Here is an 18,708-nt window from a genome sequence, read left to right as displayed (position 1 = left end):
GGATCACGCGGCCTCTTCTGATGGGCCCGGATCATCTTTGGTTCCCTTGATCCATTCCCGCATGCCTTGCAGCAGGGCGTATAGGACCGGCACTAGGATCACGCCGACCAGAGTGGCTGCCAGCATCCCGCCGAACACGGCGACACCGATGGCCTTCTGACTGGCGGCACCTGCGCCGCTGGCCGCCAGAAGCGGCACAACACCCAACAGGAAGGACAGGGCCGTCATCATTACCGCACGGAAACGCTGATAAGCGGCCTCGGCTGCGGCGTCTTTGACCGACAACCCCTTGGCGCGTTGTTCCATCGCGAATTCAACGATCAGAATGCCGTTCTTTGAGGCCAACCCCACAAGCATGATCATCCCGATCTGCGTATAAAGGTTGATGTCACTGCCCACGATTGCCACTGCCGCCACCGCCCCGAACAAGGCGACGATCACTGATAGCAAGATCGACACAGGCAAGGTCCAGCTCTCGTATTGCCCCACAAGGAAGAGGTAGCCGAACAGGATCGCCAGCCCGAGGATGACGACCACAAGACCACCGGTCGCCAATTGCTGTTGTGCAGTACCGGTCCATTCAAAGGCATAGCCCGGGGGCAGGGCAGTCGTGGATTCCTCGGTCATGACATTAATCGCGTCACCGGTGGATAACCCAGGGGCCGGAACCGCCGTTACGGTCGCCGAACGGAACAGGTTGTGACGTTTCAGCAAGACCGGACCCAGTACGTTTTCGACATCGATGAGCGTACCCAACGGCACCATCTCACCCTTGGTCGATCGCACATACAGGTTCGCGATATCGTCGACATTATCACGATATGAACCGTCGGCCTGGATCATCACGCGATACACACGCCCGAACAGGTTGAAGTCGTTCACATAGTATGACCCCAACTGCGCCTGCATCGTCTGGAACACCTCGGCCACGGACACTTGTAGCGTCTTGGCCTTTTCGCGGTCCAGATCCACGAACAACTGAGGAACGTTGGCCCGGAATGTGGTGTAGGCCTGACCGATTTCCGGTCTTTGGTTGGCTGAATAGACGAACGACCCAACGGCCGAGGCCAGATCCTGAGGCGTACCGCCTCCGGTCTGCTGCACCTCCATCTCGACGCCAGCCGAGTTGCCCAAGCCTTGAATGGGTGGTGGGTTGAACGCGATGATCGATGCAGCGGATTCACCATAGGCTATCGCCAGTACTTTCTGCAGGATCGCGTCAGCGCTCAGGTCATCCTCTTTCCGTTCATCCCAGTTGTCGAGGTTCACAAAGATCGCGGCGCCGTTTGTCGTTGTGCCGTTCAGGATCGAGAAGCCGTTGATCAGAACTGTGCTTGCGACGCCGGGGATCTGTTGGATCTGTGCGTCGACACGTGCAGTGACCGCTTCGGTCCGTTCCAACGTCGCAGCATCTGGCAGTTGCACATCCACGAACAGATATCCGTTGTCTTCAAGCGGAAGGAAGCCGCTTGAGGTGTTGGACATGATTGTGCCCGTACCCATGGCCAGCGCCACGATGATGCCCAGACCAACGATAGGCAGGATCAGTAGTTTCCGGACTATGGCGACATAGCCACTGCGAACACCACCGATGAAGTTCTCGAACACTGCCAACAGCCCTTTGGGTGGGCCGGATCGCGCCTTCAACACCAACCCGCACAACGCAGGCGACAGCGTCAACGCGTTGATCGACGAGATCACAACAGCGGTCGAGATCGTCACAGCGAACTGCGAATAAAGCCGCCCCGAGATGCCGGGCATAAAGGTGACGGGTACGAACACCGCCAACAGAACCAGCGTTGTCGCAATCACCGGACCGGTGATCTGCCCCATGGCTTTGCGCGTCGCCTCGGCAGGGGGAAGGCCTTCGTCTGCGATAATCCGTTCGACGTTTTCAACCACAACAATCGCGTCATCAACCACGATGCCGATGGCCAGCACCAAAGCGAACAATGAGATCGTGTTCAGCGACATGCCAAACAGCAGCAGGAACGCAAAGGTCCCGATCAACGAGACGGGGATCGCAACCGCTGGAATGATCGTCGCGCGCCAGCTTCCAAGGAAAACAAACACCACCGAAATCACAAGGATGAAGGTCAAGATCAGGGTCGTGACCACGTCATTCAGCGACTGATTTACAAAGTCCGTCGTGTTGAATGGAACAGCGTATTCCACATCCGTCGGGAAGGTACGTGACAACCGCTCAAGCTCGGCCTCTACTCGGTCCGACACGGCCAGCGCGTTCGCGCCAGGGGCCTGGTAGATACCGATTACCGTCGCCGGGACACTGTCAAAATAGCCCGAGGCCGCATAGTACTCCGCGCCCAGCTCGACCCGCGCGATGTCCTTGACCCGTACGATTGAACCGGCATCCCCAGTCCGGATGACAATGTCGCCGAACTCTGCGGCCGAGGTTAGGCGGCCCTTGGTTTTGATCGTGTATTGAAAGGTCTGCCCTTCCGGGACCGGAGGAGCGCCGATAGAACCGGCCGAAACTTCGACGTTTTGTTCCCGAATTGCATTGATCACGTCACCGGGTGTGATGGACAAAGCAGCCATCTGATCCGGGTCCATCCAGATCCGCATGGCGTATTCAAGATTGGTCAGAACGTCGGCTTTACCCACACCCTGAACACGCGCCAGCGCGTCTTTCAGGTTGATCGAAGCATAGTTTGATAGAAAGACACTGTCATACGTCTCATTCGGTGAGGTCAGCGTCACCAGCAACAGCATGTTGGTGGATGCTTTTTGTGTGACCACACCTGACGAGGTTACCTCGGAGGGCAGGGATGACATGGCCTGAGCCACTCGGTTCTGCACGTTGACTGAGGCGATATCCGGGTCAGTGCCTACTTCGAATGTGACGTTCAGCGAATAGGATCCGTTGTCTGCCGAAGTCGACGTCATGTAGATCATGTCGTCTACACCGTTGACCTGCGCCTCGATCGGGGCGGCGACGGTGTTTTCCACGGTTTCGGCGTTGGCGCCAGTGTAGGTGGTCGTCACGCTGACCACCGGTGGCGTAATGTCCGGGAACTGAGCGACTGGCAGAACCAAATAGCCGATGCCGCCCATGATCGTCAGGACAAGCGAAATAACAAGCGCCAGCTTGGGCCGGCTAATGAACAGGGCTGAGAACATCCGTTATTCTCCCGGCTGTTCAGAGGCGACGACGGCATCCACCGCAACGCCCGGGCGAACCCGCTGCAGGCCCTCAACGATCACGCTTTCACCTTCGCGCAGACCATCTGTCACAATAATCGCGGTCCCAACCACGTCGCCAGTCGTGATATAGCGCTGTTCCACCATCTGCTTGTCATTCACCACCAGCACGAACTCACCGCGCTGATCGCGTTGCAATGCGGCCTGAGGGACCAGCACCTGAAGGGTGGGCTCAAGTGCTTCGATCTGAACGCTCAGAAATTGTCCGTCGATGATGAACCGGTCCGCGTTGGGGAACTCGGCACGCATTGTAATTGCGCCCGTCAGCGGGTCGATGCGGTTATCTACAAAAACGATCTCGCCTGTTTCGTCCAGCTTGGTTCCGTTGGGCAAGGTGAGGTGCACATTCGGGCTTTTGTTGCTTTCAGCCAGCGAAGCCGCGCTCTCTCCAACCTGTTCGAGAACCGAAGTGAACTGCTTTTCGTTCAGCGAGAAATTTACATAGATAGGGGCTTCGCTTACCAGGTTGACGAGCGGGGGGTTTGTTGGTCCGACAACGTCACCTACGCTGGTTTCTACGCGCCCAATCCGCCCGTCAAACGGCGCGTGGATTTCGGTATAGCTCAGGTCCAACTCTGCTTGTTGGATGGCAGCGTGAGCGGCCTTGACCTCGGCCTCGGCGACCAGTTCATTGGCGCGGGCGATGTCACGCTCGGACTCCGGGGTGGCATCGCGTTTGTACAGCTCTTCCTTTCGGGCCAGATCGACTTTGGCAAGCTCCAGATTGGCCTCGGCCCGGTCCAGATCCGCTTTCCGGGCTTCCAGGGTCGCCTCATAAAGATCGGGTTCGATGGTGAACAACAGGTCGTCTTTTTTGACAAGCGCACCGTCTTCCACATCCTGAGTTTCAAGAAAGCCGTTCACGCGGGCGACAATATCCACCTTGTTAATGGCCTCGGCGCGCCCGATGAACACGGCCTCATCGGTAATTTCTTCAGTATAGGCCGCTGCAATAGACACTTTCGGCGGCGGCGCGTCGCTTTGATCCTGGGCCAGCGCCGTGAACGAGGCGCCCAAACTGGTCAGTGCCGCGATGGCCAAGACCGGACCTCTGTGTCGAAAAAATGAATTCTTTAATGCAAGGGACATGGCGGGCGCCTCATTAGACCTAAGGATATTGCGCCGGGGCAGCTCTGTTGCCTCGACGAGTCGTGCTGATTTCTTGGCAGGATGGCCGTTTTGGAACTTTATCTCAAGCTTCTTGAATGCGTCAGCTGGGTGGTGTGCCCGGAAATTATTCCGGTTTCAGGCGGACTTACGCCAAGATCCTATGGAGTTTTGGCGCCCAATCCCGGTTTTTGCCCCATTTCAAATGAAAACGGAGGCCAAATGGCCTCCGTAACAATGGTGTTGTGATCCAAAACATCAGTCGCGCTGTCCAGCGAACCTGGATTGCCATTCTTCGCGCTGTTCGTCGGTGATCTTGGCGAACAGTACATCCGGTACGGTGAACGCGTGACCAGCGGGCAGGGCGTCCAGCGCAGCTGCGACATCGTCAGGCCAACTGGTGTCCAATGTGTTCATTGCGCTCAGCATCTTGGCCGAGGCTTCAGGGATGAACGGTGCGCTGAGTACGGCGTAGAGGCGGATCAGATTCAGGCCCAGACGTACCTGAGCGGCGGCCTGTTCAGGGTCTTCCTTGAAGGTCGACCACGGGGCAGCAGCTTGCAGGTATTCGTTGCCCGCAACCCAGATCGCACGCAGTTCCTGCGCGGATTTGCGAACCTCCATCGCCTCCATATGCGTTTCATAGGCGCGGACTCGTTTGGTCAGCTCATCAATCAGCGCCTGTTCGCGGTCGCCATAAGCGCCGCCTTCAGGAACTGCCTCACCAAACTTCGAACGGCAGAACTTGGTGATGCGGCTGACAAAGTTACCCAGAACATCCGCCAGGTCCTTGTTCACCGACTGCTGGAAGTTCTCCCATGTGAATTCGCTGTCGCTGCTTTCGGGCGCATGGCTCAGCAGCCACCAGCGCCAATAATCGGCTGGCAGGATTTCCAGCGCCTGATCCATGAACACACCACGGCCCTGGCTGGTCGAGAACTGACCACCATCGTAGTTCAGGTAATTGAACGACTTGATGTAGTCGACAAGCTTCCAACGTTCGGATGACCCAGATTCTTCGTTGTATGTGTTGGTGCCCAAAATTGTTGCCGGGAAGGAAAGGGTGTGGAAGGGCACATTATCCTTGCCCATGAACTGGACATAACGGACATCATCCGCACCTTTGTCGGTACGCCACCAGCGCTCCCAGTCAGCCTCTGTCCTGCCGCTGGCGTCGGCCCATTCTTTGGCGCAGGCGATGTATTCGATCGGCGCGTCGAACCAGACGTAGAAGACTTTGCCCTCCATGCCGGGCCAGTCCTGATCGCCCTTCTTGACCGGTACACCCCAGTCCAGATCGCGGGTGATGCCGCGATCCTGAAGACCGTCGCCGTCATGCAGCCATTTCTTGGCAATCGAGGTTGTCAGGATTGGCCAGTCGCTTTTGCTGTCGATCCATGCATCCAGCTGATCTTTCATCGCTGATTGACGCAGGTACAGGTGTTTGGTCTCGCGCACCTCCAGATCAGTTGAACCGGAAATGGCCGAGCGCGGCTCGATCAGATCGGTCGGGTCCAACTGTTTGGTACAGTTTTCACACTGGTCGCCCCGCGCGCGCTCATATCCGCAATTGGGGCAGGTGCCTTCGATATAGCGGTCAGGAAGAAAGCGGCCATCGGCGTTGGAATAGACCTGTTTTTCGCCGACTTCGCGGATCAGCCCAGCATCGTCCAGCTTCCCGGCAAAATGCTGGGTCAGCGTCTTGTTCTGCTCGCTGGACGAGCGGCCAAAATGATCGAAGCTCATGCCAAAACGCTTGGCGATATCGGCCTGAACTTCGTACATGTCCGCGCAGTATTCAGCCACTGGCTTGCCCGCTTTCGCTGCGGCCAGCTCGGCGGGTGTGCCGTGTTCGTCGGTGGCGCACAGGAACATGACCTCGTTCCCCCGGCCACGCAGGTAGCGCGCGTACAGATCAGCCGGCAATTGCGAGCCGATCAGGTTACCGAGGTGCTTGATCCCGTTGATGTAAGGGATCGCTGAGGTGATGAGAATTCGAGCCATGTTCCGTTTCCGCGTACTGTCTGCGCGCCCGTCTACATTATGTTACCGGCCAGCAAAACCCCGGCTTTGGTTCGGACGTCATTTTAGGCACGGGTCGCCGGAAAAATCGGACTGAGTTGCAGCCTTGGATTGCGTCGCCTTCATCGCATGCAATACCCCAGAGTTGTAAATTGGAATCACAAACTCTTGAATTTTCACAATGAGTTCCCATCTATCATGTATACCACAGTATACAATAACGAGGGCAAACAACTGATGTTCGACTTTCTGCTCGAGGGTGCATTTGCGCCCTTCACTTTGGCGCTTGCGCTTCTGTTCGGCCTGCTTGTGCTGGAACTGATCGCATTGGTCCTGGGTGGAAGCCTTATGGCGGGCGAGGGCGAGGTTGATCTGGACGTTGTTGACGCCCCGGATCTCGATGTTGGTGATTTCGATCTGGATATCGATGCCGATGTCGACCTAGGTGACTTTGAGCTGGCCGAGGTCGAAGCGGACGCGCCTGGCGCGGCCCCTTCGGGACCCTTGGCGTGGCTTGGGATCGGCAAAGTGCCGTTCATGATCTGGCTGGTTGTTCTGCTGGCGGGTTTTGGCCTGTCCGGTATGGGCCTGCAGTTGGCGCTGCGCGATCTGCTTGGCTTCGACCTGCCTGCCTGGATGGCCGCGATCCCTGCCGGTGCCTTTGGTCTTTGGTTTGCACGTGGCTTTGGCGGGGTCTTTGCCCGCTTGCTGCCCAAAACCGAGACCGAGGCAATGTCCGAACGGATGCTTGCTCGCCGCCGGGGCGTAATCACCCAAGGCACCGCTTCGCGCGGACGCCCGGCTGAGGTGCGTGTCATGGACCGCTTTGGCAACGCCCACTACCTGCGCGCTGAGCCGCTGCAGGACAAAGACGCGCTGAAGCAAGGCACCGATGTGCTGGTGCTGCGCGACCGACGGCGCGACCGGTTCGTTCTGGTCGGCATGTCTGAATAACCAAAATTTCTAACCCCATCACGGAGGATTTTGCATGGAACTTGAATTCCTAGCCGTCATAGTTGTGACCATTCTGGCAGTAGTTTTGTTTATCGGCCTTGTGCTTGGCCGTCTCTATAAACGCGCGACCCGAGAGATCAGCCTGGTGAAAACCGGTGCTGGCGGTAAGAAAGTCATCATGGATGGTGGCGTTATCGTCGTGCCGTTGCTGCACGAAGTCAGCCCAGTCAACATGAAAACCCTACGCCTTGAGGTTCAGCGCAGCGGCGAGGCCGCTCTGATCACCAAAGACCGGATGCGTGTCGACGTGGGCGTCGAGTTCTACGTCTCGGTCATGGCGACAGAAGAGGGCATCGCACGCGCAGCCCAAACACTGGGCGACCGTACATTCGACGTCGAACAGCTGCGGGAAATGATCGAAGGCAAATTGATCGACGGTCTGCGCGCTGTTGCGGCCCAGATGACGATGGACGGTCTGCACGAAAACCGCGCTGACTTTGTGCAAGAAGTGCAGAATGCGGTGTCCGAAGACCTGCTGAAGAACGGTTTGTCTTTGGAATCTGTCTCGTTGACCGCGTTGGACCAGACGCCGTTTGAGGCTCTGGACGAAAACAACGCCTTTAACGCTGTGGGTATGCGCAAATTGGCCGAGGTGATTGCGACCTCAAAGAAAGAGCGCGCGCAGATTGATGCCGATGCCGAGGTCGAGGTACGTCGGGCAGCGATGGAAGCTCAGCGTCAGAAGCTGTTGATCGAAAAGGACGAAGAGCAGGCGCGCATCGAGCAGACGCAACAGATCGAAACGCTGCGTGTGGCGCAAGAGGCCGAGGTTGCAGCCCGGACCGAAGACTCGGTACGCGAAACGGAACGGGCACGGATCGCCCGTGAAGAAGCCATTCGCGCCGCAGACATCGAGCGTGAGCGTAAAATCCGCGAGGCCGAGATCTCGAAAGAGCGTGAACTGGAAGTGGCTGAACAAGAGCGTCAGATCATCATCGCGCAGAAATCCGAAGAGGAAAGCCGCGCGCGTGCATCAGCCGATCTGGCCCGCGCTGAGGCGACCAAGGCGACCGAAGCCGTGGCTACCGCGCAAAAGGTTGCCGAGGCCGAGCGTATCAAGCAGATCGCTCTGATTGAAGCCACGCGTGAAGCTGAACGTCAGGCGACGGCGATCCGACTGGCTGCGCAAGCTGACAAAGAAGCCGCTGCTGACCGCGCCGAAGCCCGCCGTGAAGAGGCCCAGGCCGAAGCAGATGCACTGAACATCCGTGCCGAGGCCAAGAAGAACGACATGCTGGCCGAAGCCGAAGGTAAGCGTGCGATCGTCGAGGCAGACAACGTGCTGTCAGTGGATCAGATCCGCATGAAGGTTGATCTGGCACGCATTGAAACCATGCCGTCGATTATTGCGGAGATGGTCAAACCGGCTGAGAAGATCGACTCGATCAAGATCCATCAGGTCGGCGGTATCGGTGGCGCCAATGGCGGCGGCGCATCGAACGGTGACAAGCCGGTCGTCAATCAGGCGCTGGACTCGATCATGGGAATGGCGGTGCAGATGCCGGCGCTCAAGAAGCTGGGTGAAGAGCTTGGCTTGTCGATGGAAAACGGTGTCGGCGGTGTCGTCAACGGTGCGCTTGAATCAACGGTCGAACCTGCCGAAGAGGGCGGCGTGATCGAAGAAGGATCGCGGACTGAACACTAATCGAAAGGGGCCGGGGTTTTCCCGGCCCTTTTTTATTTCCTTTCACGCGACCGTTTCAGCAGACGACCAATCGTGAAAGATGTGCGTGGCGCGTAGACATAGTTTGTCCGCTCTTCGGGCGTCGGGCGTGAGCGCATTCGGGCCAGGCCAAAGATGATCAGGAAAACATGGCCGATGGCCACAAATGCAAATAGCGCTCCGGGTCCGAACTGCTGAATCAGTGTCGATGAGATATAGGGCGAGGCTATCGCACCCAAAGCGAACCAGAACATGAGTGCCGCGGAAAGCTCGACCCGTTCTTCTGCCGTTGCAAAGTCATTCGCATGAGCGGAAGAGACCGAGAAGATCGGGAAGGTTGTCAGGCCAAAGAATACGGCAGCCAGCATGACGCCTACCGTTCCTGTTCCGCTGGCCGCCATTGTGACACCGCTGCTGACGACCGCAGCAACGGACAGCCAGATCAGCACCCAGCGTCTGTCATATTTGTCGGCCAGCCAGCCAACCGGGTACTGCGCCAGTGCGCCACCCAATACGAATGACGCCAGGAAGAATGCGATCTGGTCCACGTCCAGCCCAACTTCCTGACCGTAGACCGGACCAACCATCCGAAACGACGCAGAGCTGAGCGCCGCAACGATCACTCCTGCAACAGCCAAGGGCGAGCTGCGCCAGGCCAGTTTGGGCTTTAGCCGAGGGGCGTCGGGTGTTTTCGGCTGGCTGGCCCGTGTCAACGTCAGCGGCAACAGGGACGCGCAGCACAAAATAGCCAGCAAGTTGTACGACACATAAGACGCAGGCGGCAGAACCGCGATGATCAACTGTGCGCACAGAGACGCGCCCATATCCGCGATGCGATAAGTCCCCATGGCGCGGCCGCGCGTTTCGTTTGTGACCTTGGCGTTCAGCCATGCTTCGATCACCGTATAGGCCCCGGCGACACAGGTTCCGGATGCGACTCGAAGGGCTGCCCAGATGTACGGGTTTTCGGTCAACGTATGCCCAATAAGACCCATCGCACCCAAGGCCGTGCAGACCGCAAAAGCGCGCGAATGTCCGACACTGCCCATTAGGCGGGGGGACCACCAGCAGCCAATGAAGAAGCCAACAAAATGGGCCGAACCCAACATACCGATTTGTCCGGTCGTGAACCCAAGCGTGATGCCGGATATCGCATCCAAAGGACCAACGCCGCCCGTCGAGAGCTGCAGAAGAATGACAGAAAGAAACAGGGCGGCAAAAGAAATGATCGTGCGCATAGTGCGCCCAGCATTACCCCATCAGCGAGCGTTGCGCGTGATAATTCGACCTCTGCGCGTCGTTTTTTGTCCTTTGGGTGTCAGGCCTTGCGGGTCAACTCGGCCCGGATGTTCAAAGACACGGTATCGGCGACCAGATCGGGATAACCAGAGGCGCCGAATTCGTGACGGTTCAACGCGCCCGACAGTCGAATTGACAATGCGTTCAGATCATCAGCCTCGGATCCGGGTTGACGGTACAGATTGGCTTGCAGGGTCACCGGGCGTGTGACTCCGCGCACAGTCAGGTCTCCGGTGATAGTTGCGCCTTCGGAAATGCGGCCTGTTGGGCCAAGCTGAATTCGGGTGGATTTGAACGTTATGGTCGGAAATTCCTGCGCGTTCAGAACGCTTTTGCTTAGCATCGGGCCGCGGGCAAAGGGCAAGCCGGTGCGCGCCGCGGCTACATTCAGCACGACGGTGACACGGCTGTTTTGTAACTGATCCGTGTCGACCCGAATATCTGCTGATTGGATCGGCATCGTGCCTGACTGCGCAACCCCCGAAAGCATGAAGGAAAATCCGACGGACGTTCCGGCTCGAGACAATTCATATTGGACCAACGCAGCATGAGTTGGCCGTGCCAACGGAAGGCTCGCCAGACCCGCAATCAGAAAGCGCCGCGTCAATGATCTCATGCCAAAACCTCTTGTCTGTGGGCGCGCGAGCGGCTGAGCAGAAACAGCAGAATTCCGATGTTCAGGCCGTTCCATAGAATGCCGTTTACGAAAGCCAGTTGGTAATTGCCGGTAACGTCATAAATCCAGCCGGACATCCATCCCCCCAGCGCCATGCCCATGATCGTCATCATCATGACAAACCCCACGCGCGCGCCGGCCTCTCGCGGGGGCATATATTCGCGCACGATAAGGGCATAGCCGGGAACGATGCCGCCTTGTGACAGGCCAAAAAGCAGGCTGATCAGGTAGAGTGAGACCATCCCGTCATAAGGCAAGAACAGGAACAGTGCGAGGCATTGAAGAACCGAGCCGATCAGAACCGTCAGAACGCCGCCAAGTTGATCGGCGGCCATGCCTGATATTACTCGGCTGATCACACCTCCGAACAGCATCAGGGACAACATCTCGGCGCCGACTGTGGGTCCGTAACCCAGCCCGACGCAATAGGACACGATATGCACCTGAGGCATCGACATCGCGACACAGCACGAAATACCGGCCAGACCGAGGATGTATTGAAGTGCCCGGGGGGAAATACCAACGCTGCGCGCCTTGATTTGTGCGGCAGATGCTGCGGTGCTGTGCGCCTCGGCCGGGACCTGTCGACGCAACAGTAGGGACAGGGGGATAACGACCAGCAACGTTATGACAGCCAGCGTCAGGTAGACCTGTTGCCAGCCATCGCGTGTGAGTATGCCGGACAGCAAGGTCGGCCAGATGGCCCCGGACAGATAGTTTCCGCTTGCCACCAGACCCACGGCGATCCCGCGGCGTTTCATGAACCAGTGCGAGATGTCAGCGATCAATGGTCCAAAGCCGATGGATGCGCCGAGGCCCAATAGAAGATGTGCGACGGACAACATCACAATATTGGGCGCCAGTGTCGCCAGCAGATAGCTGGTGGCGCTGAGGATTGCGGCCCCGATCAGGGCCTTGGTCACGCCCAGCCGATCCACCAACTGCCCCATCCAAAAATTGCCAAGGGCGAATCCGATCATGGCCAATGTGTAAGGCATCGCGGCCTCGGCACGTCCGGCGTTGAATTGGGTTTCGATGGCGGGCATCACAACGATGACGGCCCACATTCCCACATTGGCCACGGTTGCGATGATCAAAGTGATCGCAAGTCGCAGCCAGGAGTATCGGCTATCGTGGATCGCGTGGCTCATCCTGAAACGCTAGGGCTCGGCCCTTGCTTTGGCCAGTCACAAACCCCGTGAGGGGGGCGTGATCACACGGGTGTGTCTTCTGTGGCGATCTGTTGCAGGTGCAAACCGGCTCGCGGTTTGGTCTGCGTGGCATGCCAGCTGACCGGGGGCAGGGCGCGGGCGCGGCGGCGGGTTAGGGTCCAGCGCCGGGCCTCTGCCTGATGGTTTGCGGCCATGTGCCAGCGCGTCTCTACCCCCTGTGCACCACCGTCACCAGGGGTCAGCAGCATCCCAAGCGGAGCCCGCCCCATCGCACCACCCTGTTCTGCGGCCAGATGCATGCGCCGCACTGGCGTCAGCCCCGGCGCGCCCGGCAGATCACCGACAACCAGAGGCATGGCCGCGCTGCGCAGCGCCTCTTCTACGCACCACAGCAGGTCTTCGGACCGGGTCGGGCGCACAAAGATGAACCGGGCGGGGTCGGCAAAGGCCATCATGCCATCGGGATTAAGCTGGCCGGGCTCCCATGCGGGCGCGATCCACAGCACCGGCCCCTGCATCTGCCCCGCCAGCCACATGGCAAAGCTGCGCCGGGCGGGGCCGCAAGCCTCGTGCACGCGGGCCAGTTGCAGTCTGATCTGCGGATGAAGATCTATCCCCGGCACCTCACGTGCGGGTTTGCGGCTAAGAAGATGTGTAGACATGCTGTCAGGTTAGCATGTTCTTGTTTTGTTCTCAATTGTGGAATTGCGACAACGGACGTCTTAACGCGACAAAAGCAGGCGGCCATTGGCGAACTGGATATTCGAGAACCGATGCAGGTAATCCATACCCAGCAAGGATTTGTCCAATTCCCCTTCGTTTACCCAGGCCGAGATATTCTGGTCCGTGATCGGCCCCAATGCCAGCGTGTCCAGGCGCACCGGCGCGGTACGCACAACGCCATTGGCCGTATTTGCCCGGCCGAAATAATTCAACTGATCGGGATCAATCCCAACACGTTCGGCATCCCGCGAGCTTAGAACAATCTGGCTTGCGCCAGTGTCCACCAGAAAGGTGATCGGTTCTCCGTTCACATCAATGGGCAGATAATAGTGTCCGTCGGAGGCGCGCGGAACCTCTATGGTCTGGCCGGTGACAGTCATTTGCGGGGCAGGGCCAACAGTGGTGCGGATGTCTTCCCACAGGCCGACAACGGCAATGACACCGATAAAGATAAAGACCCACGCCAAAGCCTGTTGCAGCGTTTTGTTCAAAGACTGGCGGTTTTGCGCGACAAACCACGCCACAACGGCCGTACCAAGCACGGCCAGATATACCAAACGTCCAATGTTGTCGCCGTCCATAGCGCTCCTCACCATATTCACTGAAAGATATATGGGGTTTTACGACGCAAATCCAAAGGCCTTGAGGCCGTCCAGGATGAATTGAACCGACAACGCCGCCAGCAGCATCCCCAACAGCCGCGTCAATACGTTCAGGCCGGTTTTGCCCAGCAAGCGCGCAATCAGGCCGCCGGACAGGAAGAAGGTCAAAACCACGGCCATGACGGCCAGCATGACGATACAGGCCTCGACAATGCCAAGAATACCCGGGTGCTGTCCGGCCAGCAGGATAATCGTCGCAATTGATCCGGGACCGGCGACCAGCGGAATGGCCAGCGGGAACACGGACGGGTCGTGGTGTTCCTCTTCTTCCTCGACTCGGTCTTCACGGCGTTTGGTGCGTCGTTCGAACAGCATGTCCAATGCTGTAAGGAACAACAACGCGCCCCCGGCGACCTTGAAGGCCTCCATCGAGATACCGACAAAACCCAGCACCGCTTCGCCAAAGGCGGCAAAGGCAATGAGTATGCCAGAGGCCACGGCACAGGTGCGATAGGCGGTCCGGCGACGGGCGCGGGCGTCCATGTCCTGAGTTAAAGCCACAAAAATCGGCGCGGTGCCAAAGGGGTCAATCACCACGAACAGAGTGGTGAAGGCAGTGATGAAAAAGGCGAGGTCGATCATTTGCCGGCACCTTGTTGGAGGTCTAACAGAACGGCCACAGCTTTTTCCGCCAGATTGCTTGGAACATAGACGTGGTCGTGGTGATACCCCGCGACCATGTTTGCCGGAATGTCACTTTGGGCAAGAGCATCGGACACAGCGGCAGTCAAGCCAACGCCTTCCAGTGAGGAATGAACCCGCAGGGTGATGCACTTCATACTGATGGCGCCAGCGGGTGCCGCGTCGATCGGCACGACGAGGGACAGGCCTTCGGCCTCCATGCAACTGGCCCGCGTTCCTTCGGGCCAGGCTTTGTCATGCGGCCAAACGACAAAGGCAAATTCCCCGTCCTGAAGTTCAGGGCGCATGCCTGCGATCATGGCAGTCGTTTCGATTACGGGTTTCGTCATGTCGCTTCGGCCTTTTCCAGGCGTTCGGCTGCGACGACCCAAAGCGCCTCGGCCTTTTGCATGGCTTCGACTACTTCGGCAAATTTCCGGTTCCACGTTGCAAGATCGTTTTTCCTGTCGTCCTCGTAAAGCGCAGGATCTGCCAGTTTGGTCGACAATTTATCGTGCATATCCGTTAGCTTCTCGATCCGGTCCTCGCATTTGCGAAGGTCCGCCCGCAGGTTCAGCACTGCCTCGCGCGAAGGGCGCTTGGGCTTGATCACCGGCGGTTTCTCTTTGGCCGGTTTGTCGCGTCCCAGCAGCATGGTGCGATAGGTCTCGAGATCTCCCTCGAAAGGTTTGACCGTTCCGTCCGAGACCAGCCACAGATGGTCCGCGACCAACGACAATAGGTGCATATCGTGGCTGACCAGAACCACCGCACCGGAATAGGCGGTCAACGCTTCGACCAGCGCTTCACGGCTTTCGATATCCAGGTGGTTGGTCGGCTCGTCCAGGATCAACATATGCGGCGCGTCGATGGTGGCGATCAGCAGCGACAGGCGTGCCTTTTGGCCGCCCGATAGACGACCAACCTTGGTTTCAGCCTGATCCGCGTTCAACCCGAATCCCGCCAGACGCGACCGCCACTTGCCCGGAGCCTCGTTCGGGCGGAGGCGTCGCAGATGGTCCAGCGGCGTTTCATCCACGTAAAGCTCATCCACCTGATGCTGCGCAAAATAACCAATCCGCAGCTTGTTGCTGCGGGTCATCTTGCCCGCCATCAGGGGCAGGCGGTCGGACAGAAGCTTGGACAGAGTCGACTTGCCCTGACCGTTCTTGCCCAGCAATGCGATCCGGTCATCCTGATCAATACGCAGGTTCAGGCGGCGCAGCACCTCGGTTTCGCCATAGCCCGTCACGCCGCCCTCCAGATTGACAATCGGCGGAGACAGCTCTTCGGGTTCCGGAAAACTAAAGGCACGCAAAGCGGCCTCTTGCGGGGTCGCGACCAGTTGAATGCGCTCAATCATCTTCAGGCGCGACTGGGCCTGCACGGCTTTCGAAGCTTTGGCGCGAAAGCGGTCCACGAAGCTTTGCAGATGGGCGATCCGGGCCTTGGCTTTCACGTTCTCGGATTCCGCCTGTGCCAGTCGTTCCGCGCGGCGTTCGGCGAATTTGTCATAAGGAACCGCGTAATAGGTCAGCTTGCGGTCTTCCAAATGCAGGATCGACCCCACCGCGCGGTTCAGCAGCCCGCGGTCGTGGCTGATGATAATGACGGTATGCGGATATTTGGCCAAATAGCTCTCCAGCCACAACGCACCTTCGAGGTCCAGATAGTTCGTAGGCTCGTCCAGCAGCAGCAGATCGGGCTGTGAAAACAGTACCGCCGCCAACGCCACGCGCATCCGCCAGCCGCCCGAGAAGTCGGAGCAGGGGCGCAACTGGTCGTCATCATCAAACCCAAGACCTTTGAGGATCGAGGCCGCGCGCGCCTCGGCAGACCAGGCGTCGATATCTACCAGACGGGTCTGGATTTCAGCGATACGTGTGGGATCGGTCGCGGTGTCGGCCTCGTCCATCAGCGCGCTGCGCTCGGTATCGGCGGCCAGAACCGTGTTGATCAGCGACACATCCGAGGAGGGCACCTCTTGCGCCACTCCGCCAATCCGGGCGCGCTTCGGGACATTGATATTGCCTGACTCCAGCGCCAATTCGCCCCGGATCAGTCGGAACAGGGTTGTCTTCCCCGTACCGTTCCGTCCCACAAGACCAACCTTGTGCCCGTCGGGAATAGTCGCATTGGCCCCATCGAATAGGGGGCGGCCTTCAACCGCGTAGGTTATGTCTTGAATCCGTAGCATGACGCGCTCTTAGCAGAGCCTTGTTGCCGCCGCCAGCAGCTTGATATGTTCAATATCCAGGCAATGTGTTAGCGCTGATCCGGTTGGCATTACTCGACGGTTTTCATTATGCGCGCGGCTCAGACGCCTCCTTCTTTGGTCACTTTGATCTTCGCTACGGCGTTGTCGGTGCTGTCGTTGAACATGTTCCTGCCGTCGCTTGCGAGGATGGCCGAGGGCTTTCAGGTCGACTACGGACTGATTAACTTGTCAGTCGCCGGGTATCTGGCGGTGTCGGCCGTGTTGCAATTGATCATGGGGCCGTTGTCCGACCGATATGGTCGCAGACCGATCCTGTTGATTTGTATGGTATTTTTCACAGTGGCCTCCGTTGGCTGCGTATTGGCCGAGTCGATCTGGATATTCCTCGGTTTCCGTCTGCTTCAAGCAGCGGTGGTGGCCGGACCCGTGCTGTCCAGCGCCTCAATCCGGGATCTCTATGCCCCGAACGAGGCCGCCAGCAAACTGGGCTATGTTGCGATGGCAATGGCTTTGGCACCGATGCTTGGCCCAATGCTGGGCGGCGCACTGGATATGCTGTTCGGTTGGCGAGCCGGGTTCATTTTGTACTCGGTCCTGGGGGCGGGGATGCTGGTGCTCTTGTGGGCGGACATGGGTGAGACAAATGCGAACCGATCCGCAACATTCTCGGCTCAGTTAAAGGAATACCCACACCTGTTTCGCGCGCGTCGGTTCTGGGGTTACGCGCTGTGCGCGGCATTCTCGATCGGCGGGTTCTTCAGCTTTATCACCGGTGCGCCACTGGTCGCCGCGGTCTGGTTCGACCTGAGCCCTGCCATGCTGGGTCTGGGGATCGGAATTATTACCGGCGGCTTCATGGTGGGCAATTTCATCACCGGGCGTATCGCAGCACACACGAAGCTGACGACGATGATCCTGATCGGTCGGGTCGTTGCCTCTATTGGGCCTTTCTGCGGGTTGCTGTTGTTCACAGCAGGTCTGGGTTCAGTCTGGGTATTCTTCGGCTCGGCCATTTGCGTGGGCTTCGGTAACGGGCTGACGAATGCCAACGCCTCGGCCGGCGTAATGTCCGTGAGACCCAATCTGGCAGGCAGCGCCGCGGGGCTTTCCGGGGCACTAATCGTGGCGTTGGGCGCAGTTCTGACCTTGATGACCGGCGCGTTTGTTAGCCCCGAAAATGGGCCCTATTTGGTATTGGGCATGATGTTCGCCAGCAGCTTTGTCGGATTGCTTGCTGTGCTTTACGTTCGCCGGATCGACGCGTCAGAGCCCTTGCCGGACACAATCTGATCGCCAAGACCCACTGGCGCAATCATTCCACTTTTCATGAGGCACATACCGTGTTAGGCGGCGCGCGATGGATTTCGGCGCGTACCTCGCGCCATATAGTAAGGAGAGGCCGATATGGCACTGGAACGCACATTCTCGATCATCAAACCTGATGCAACCCGTCGCAACCTGACTGGCAAGATCAACGCCAAGTTCGAAGACGCTGGCCTGCGCATCGTTGCGCAAAAGCGCATTCACATGACCAAAGCTCAGGCTGGCAAGTTCTACGACGTACACGCCGAGCGCCCGTTCTATGACGAACTGTGCGAATTCATGTCCTCCGAGCCGGTTGTCGTTCAGGTTCTGGAAGGCGAAGGCGCCATTGCAAAGAACCGCGAAGTCATGGGCGCAACCAACCCCGCAGACGCAGCACCCGGCACCATCCGCGCGGAGTTCGCTGAATCGGTTGGCGAAAACTCGGTCCACGGTTCGGACGCGCCTGAAACTGCTGCGGTTGAAATCGCATACTTCTTCTCGGGCATCGAACTGGTCGGCTAATCCGCCGTCAGACGAAGTTCAGGGCCGTATCCCATTGGAGGTGCGGCCTTTTTCGTTTCAGACCTGTTTTAGATCTTTCGGCGCGACCCGTATGCCAATTGCATCCAGATCAGAAATCATCTGGGTTTCGGGGGCGGTGCTGACGCTGGATTTTATTGCGTCGAACTTTACGCGTAGCGCCTTCTTTTCCTCACCCTTGCAGTCGTTCCAGGGGCGCCCCTGCAATCCCATCACCAGCACGTAGTATCCGATGAAATGCGGTCGGGTGCCCGCCTGCAATAGCCGCGCATAGGCTTCATCCGCTCCCAAATCGCGCAATTCCTGCGCAGAATGAATGCCTGCGCGTGCGCAGGATTGTTCAAATGCCGGGCCGAGATTGCGGATCGATGAAACAGGATCAGACATACCCCCGTCTTAGCCAAATGCCCGGACAGAGTCATTCGGTTGTTCGAGCAAAATCAGATGTTTTGGTCATTGCTGTT

General features: G+C 58.3%; 16 protein-coding genes. 4 read left to right on the top strand and 12 right to left on the bottom strand.

The window, feature by feature from the left end:
- Nucleotides 1-3: 3 nt before the first annotated feature.
- From AC2FI9_RS06175 to metG, 3 genes are all read right to left on the bottom strand, one after another.
- A complete protein-coding gene (locus AC2FI9_RS06175; protein ID WP_496766635.1) occupies nucleotides 4-3,141 on the bottom strand; it encodes an efflux RND transporter permease subunit in 3,138 nt (1,045 codons plus the stop codon).
- A gap of 3 nt (nucleotides 3,142-3,144) precedes the next feature.
- A complete protein-coding gene (locus tag AC2FI9_RS06170) occupies nucleotides 3,145-4,311 on the bottom strand; it encodes an efflux RND transporter periplasmic adaptor subunit (RefSeq protein ID WP_496722403.1) in 1,167 nt (388 codons plus the stop codon).
- A 276-nt stretch (nucleotides 4,312-4,587) separates the two neighbouring features.
- Nucleotides 4,588-6,333: a methionine--tRNA ligase gene (metG, locus tag AC2FI9_RS06165; protein WP_496766631.1), complete on the bottom strand. Its 1,746-nt coding sequence runs from the start codon at nucleotides 6,331-6,333 to the stop codon at nucleotides 4,588-4,590.
- Between the two features lie 216 nt (nucleotides 6,334-6,549).
- Here metG and AC2FI9_RS06160 point away from each other — a divergent pair, with 216 nt between their 5' ends.
- On the top strand, nucleotides 6,550-7,305 hold the full coding sequence (locus AC2FI9_RS06160) for an OB-fold-containig protein (RefSeq protein WP_496766629.1): 756 nt from the start codon (nucleotides 6,550-6,552) through the stop codon (nucleotides 7,303-7,305).
- Between the two features lie 34 nt (nucleotides 7,306-7,339).
- On the top strand, nucleotides 7,340-9,010 hold the full coding sequence (locus AC2FI9_RS06155; RefSeq protein WP_496766627.1) for a flotillin family protein: 1,671 nt from the start codon (nucleotides 7,340-7,342) through the stop codon (nucleotides 9,008-9,010).
- Nucleotides 9,011-9,042: 32 nt separating this feature from the next.
- Here AC2FI9_RS06155 and AC2FI9_RS06150 read toward each other — a convergent pair whose 3' ends face one another.
- From AC2FI9_RS06150 to AC2FI9_RS06115, 8 genes are all read right to left on the bottom strand, one after another.
- The gene (locus AC2FI9_RS06150) at nucleotides 9,043-10,266 is read right to left on the bottom strand and encodes an MFS transporter (protein WP_496766625.1); all 1,224 of its coding nucleotides are present in this window, start codon (nucleotides 10,264-10,266) and stop codon (nucleotides 9,043-9,045) included.
- Nucleotides 10,267-10,346: 80 nt separating this feature from the next.
- Nucleotides 10,347-10,943, bottom strand: coding sequence for a YceI family protein (locus AC2FI9_RS06145; protein ID WP_496766622.1), 597 nt, complete (start codon nucleotides 10,941-10,943; stop codon nucleotides 10,347-10,349).
- Nucleotides 10,940-12,154, bottom strand: coding sequence for an MFS transporter (locus AC2FI9_RS06140; protein WP_496722415.1), 1,215 nt, complete (start codon nucleotides 12,152-12,154; stop codon nucleotides 10,940-10,942). The genes AC2FI9_RS06145 and AC2FI9_RS06140 overlap by 4 nt, the downstream gene beginning before the upstream one ends.
- Before the next feature lie 62 nt (nucleotides 12,155-12,216).
- Nucleotides 12,217-12,837, bottom strand: a complete 621-nt coding sequence (locus AC2FI9_RS06135; RefSeq protein ID WP_496766619.1) for an ImuA family protein — start codon at nucleotides 12,835-12,837, stop codon at nucleotides 12,217-12,219.
- A 60-nt stretch (nucleotides 12,838-12,897) separates the two neighbouring features.
- Nucleotides 12,898-13,479 carry a retropepsin-like aspartic protease family protein gene (locus tag AC2FI9_RS06130; protein ID WP_058273802.1) on the bottom strand — a complete coding sequence of 194 codons (582 nt, stop codon included), beginning with the start codon at nucleotides 13,477-13,479 and terminating at the stop codon, nucleotides 12,898-12,900.
- A 39-nt stretch (nucleotides 13,480-13,518) separates the two neighbouring features.
- Complete coding sequence (locus AC2FI9_RS06125) at nucleotides 13,519-14,142, bottom strand: MarC family protein (protein WP_058273801.1); 624 nt, start codon at nucleotides 14,140-14,142, stop codon at nucleotides 13,519-13,521.
- A complete protein-coding gene (locus AC2FI9_RS06120) occupies nucleotides 14,139-14,531 on the bottom strand; it encodes an ACT domain-containing protein (protein WP_496766617.1) in 393 nt (130 codons plus the stop codon). The genes AC2FI9_RS06125 and AC2FI9_RS06120 overlap by 4 nt, the downstream gene beginning before the upstream one ends.
- Nucleotides 14,528-16,378: an ABC-F family ATP-binding cassette domain-containing protein gene (locus AC2FI9_RS06115; RefSeq protein ID WP_496766615.1), complete on the bottom strand. Its 1,851-nt coding sequence runs from the start codon at nucleotides 16,376-16,378 to the stop codon at nucleotides 14,528-14,530. The genes AC2FI9_RS06120 and AC2FI9_RS06115 overlap by 4 nt, the downstream gene beginning before the upstream one ends.
- Nucleotides 16,379-16,486: 108 nt before the next feature.
- Between AC2FI9_RS06115 and AC2FI9_RS06110 the strand changes: the two genes are divergently transcribed.
- Together AC2FI9_RS06110 and ndk are read left to right on the top strand one after the other, a co-directional pair.
- The gene (locus tag AC2FI9_RS06110) at nucleotides 16,487-17,689 is read left to right on the top strand and encodes a multidrug effflux MFS transporter (protein WP_496766611.1); all 1,203 of its coding nucleotides are present in this window, start codon (nucleotides 16,487-16,489) and stop codon (nucleotides 17,687-17,689) included.
- Between the two features lie 114 nt (nucleotides 17,690-17,803).
- Entirely contained in the window at nucleotides 17,804-18,226 is a 423-nt protein-coding gene (gene ndk, locus AC2FI9_RS06105) for a nucleoside-diphosphate kinase (RefSeq protein ID WP_496722426.1), read from the top strand.
- Between the two features lie 57 nt (nucleotides 18,227-18,283).
- On the opposite strand, the gene AC2FI9_RS06100 is transcribed toward ndk, so the two are convergent.
- The gene (locus AC2FI9_RS06100; protein WP_282151034.1) at nucleotides 18,284-18,631 is read right to left on the bottom strand and encodes a TfoX/Sxy family protein; all 348 of its coding nucleotides are present in this window, start codon (nucleotides 18,629-18,631) and stop codon (nucleotides 18,284-18,286) included.
- Nucleotides 18,632-18,708: the final 77 nt, after the last annotated feature.

The organism is Ruegeria sp. CDSA246, assembly GCF_059611225.1.
Note: the sequence above shows the minus strand (reverse complement) of the source record. Positions and strands in the feature narration are given on the sequence as shown.

Coding starts and splice junctions, on each gene's coding strand:
- AC2FI9_RS06110 (WP_496766611.1), top strand. CDS start 16,487: ATGCGCGCGGCTCAGACGCCTCCTTCTTTGGTCACTTTGATCTTCGCT.
- AC2FI9_RS06175 (WP_496766635.1), bottom strand. CDS start 3,141: ATGTTCTCAGCCCTGTTCATTAGCCGGCCCAAGCTGGCGCTTGTTATT.
- AC2FI9_RS06140 (WP_496722415.1), bottom strand. CDS start 12,154: ATGAGCCACGCGATCCACGATAGCCGATACTCCTGGCTGCGACTTGCG.
- AC2FI9_RS06160 (WP_496766629.1), top strand. CDS start 6,550: ATGTATACCACAGTATACAATAACGAGGGCAAACAACTGATGTTCGAC.
- AC2FI9_RS06100 (WP_282151034.1), bottom strand. CDS start 18,631: ATGTCTGATCCTGTTTCATCGATCCGCAATCTCGGCCCGGCATTTGAA.
- AC2FI9_RS06150 (WP_496766625.1), bottom strand. CDS start 10,266: ATGCGCACGATCATTTCTTTTGCCGCCCTGTTTCTTTCTGTCATTCTT.
- AC2FI9_RS06170 (WP_496722403.1), bottom strand. CDS start 4,311: ATGTCCCTTGCATTAAAGAATTCATTTTTTCGACACAGAGGTCCGGTC.
- AC2FI9_RS06130 (WP_058273802.1), bottom strand. CDS start 13,479: ATGGACGGCGACAACATTGGACGTTTGGTATATCTGGCCGTGCTTGGT.
- AC2FI9_RS06120 (WP_496766617.1), bottom strand. CDS start 14,531: ATGACGAAACCCGTAATCGAAACGACTGCCATGATCGCAGGCATGCGC.
- AC2FI9_RS06115 (WP_496766615.1), bottom strand. CDS start 16,378: ATGCTACGGATTCAAGACATAACCTACGCGGTTGAAGGCCGCCCCCTA.
- ndk (WP_496722426.1), top strand. CDS start 17,804: ATGGCACTGGAACGCACATTCTCGATCATCAAACCTGATGCAACCCGT.
- metG (WP_496766631.1), bottom strand. CDS start 6,333: ATGGCTCGAATTCTCATCACCTCAGCGATCCCTTACATCAACGGGATC.
- AC2FI9_RS06145 (WP_496766622.1), bottom strand. CDS start 10,943: ATGAGATCATTGACGCGGCGCTTTCTGATTGCGGGTCTGGCGAGCCTT.
- AC2FI9_RS06135 (WP_496766619.1), bottom strand. CDS start 12,837: ATGTCTACACATCTTCTTAGCCGCAAACCCGCACGTGAGGTGCCGGGG.
- AC2FI9_RS06155 (WP_496766627.1), top strand. CDS start 7,340: ATGGAACTTGAATTCCTAGCCGTCATAGTTGTGACCATTCTGGCAGTA.
- AC2FI9_RS06125 (WP_058273801.1), bottom strand. CDS start 14,142: ATGATCGACCTCGCCTTTTTCATCACTGCCTTCACCACTCTGTTCGTG.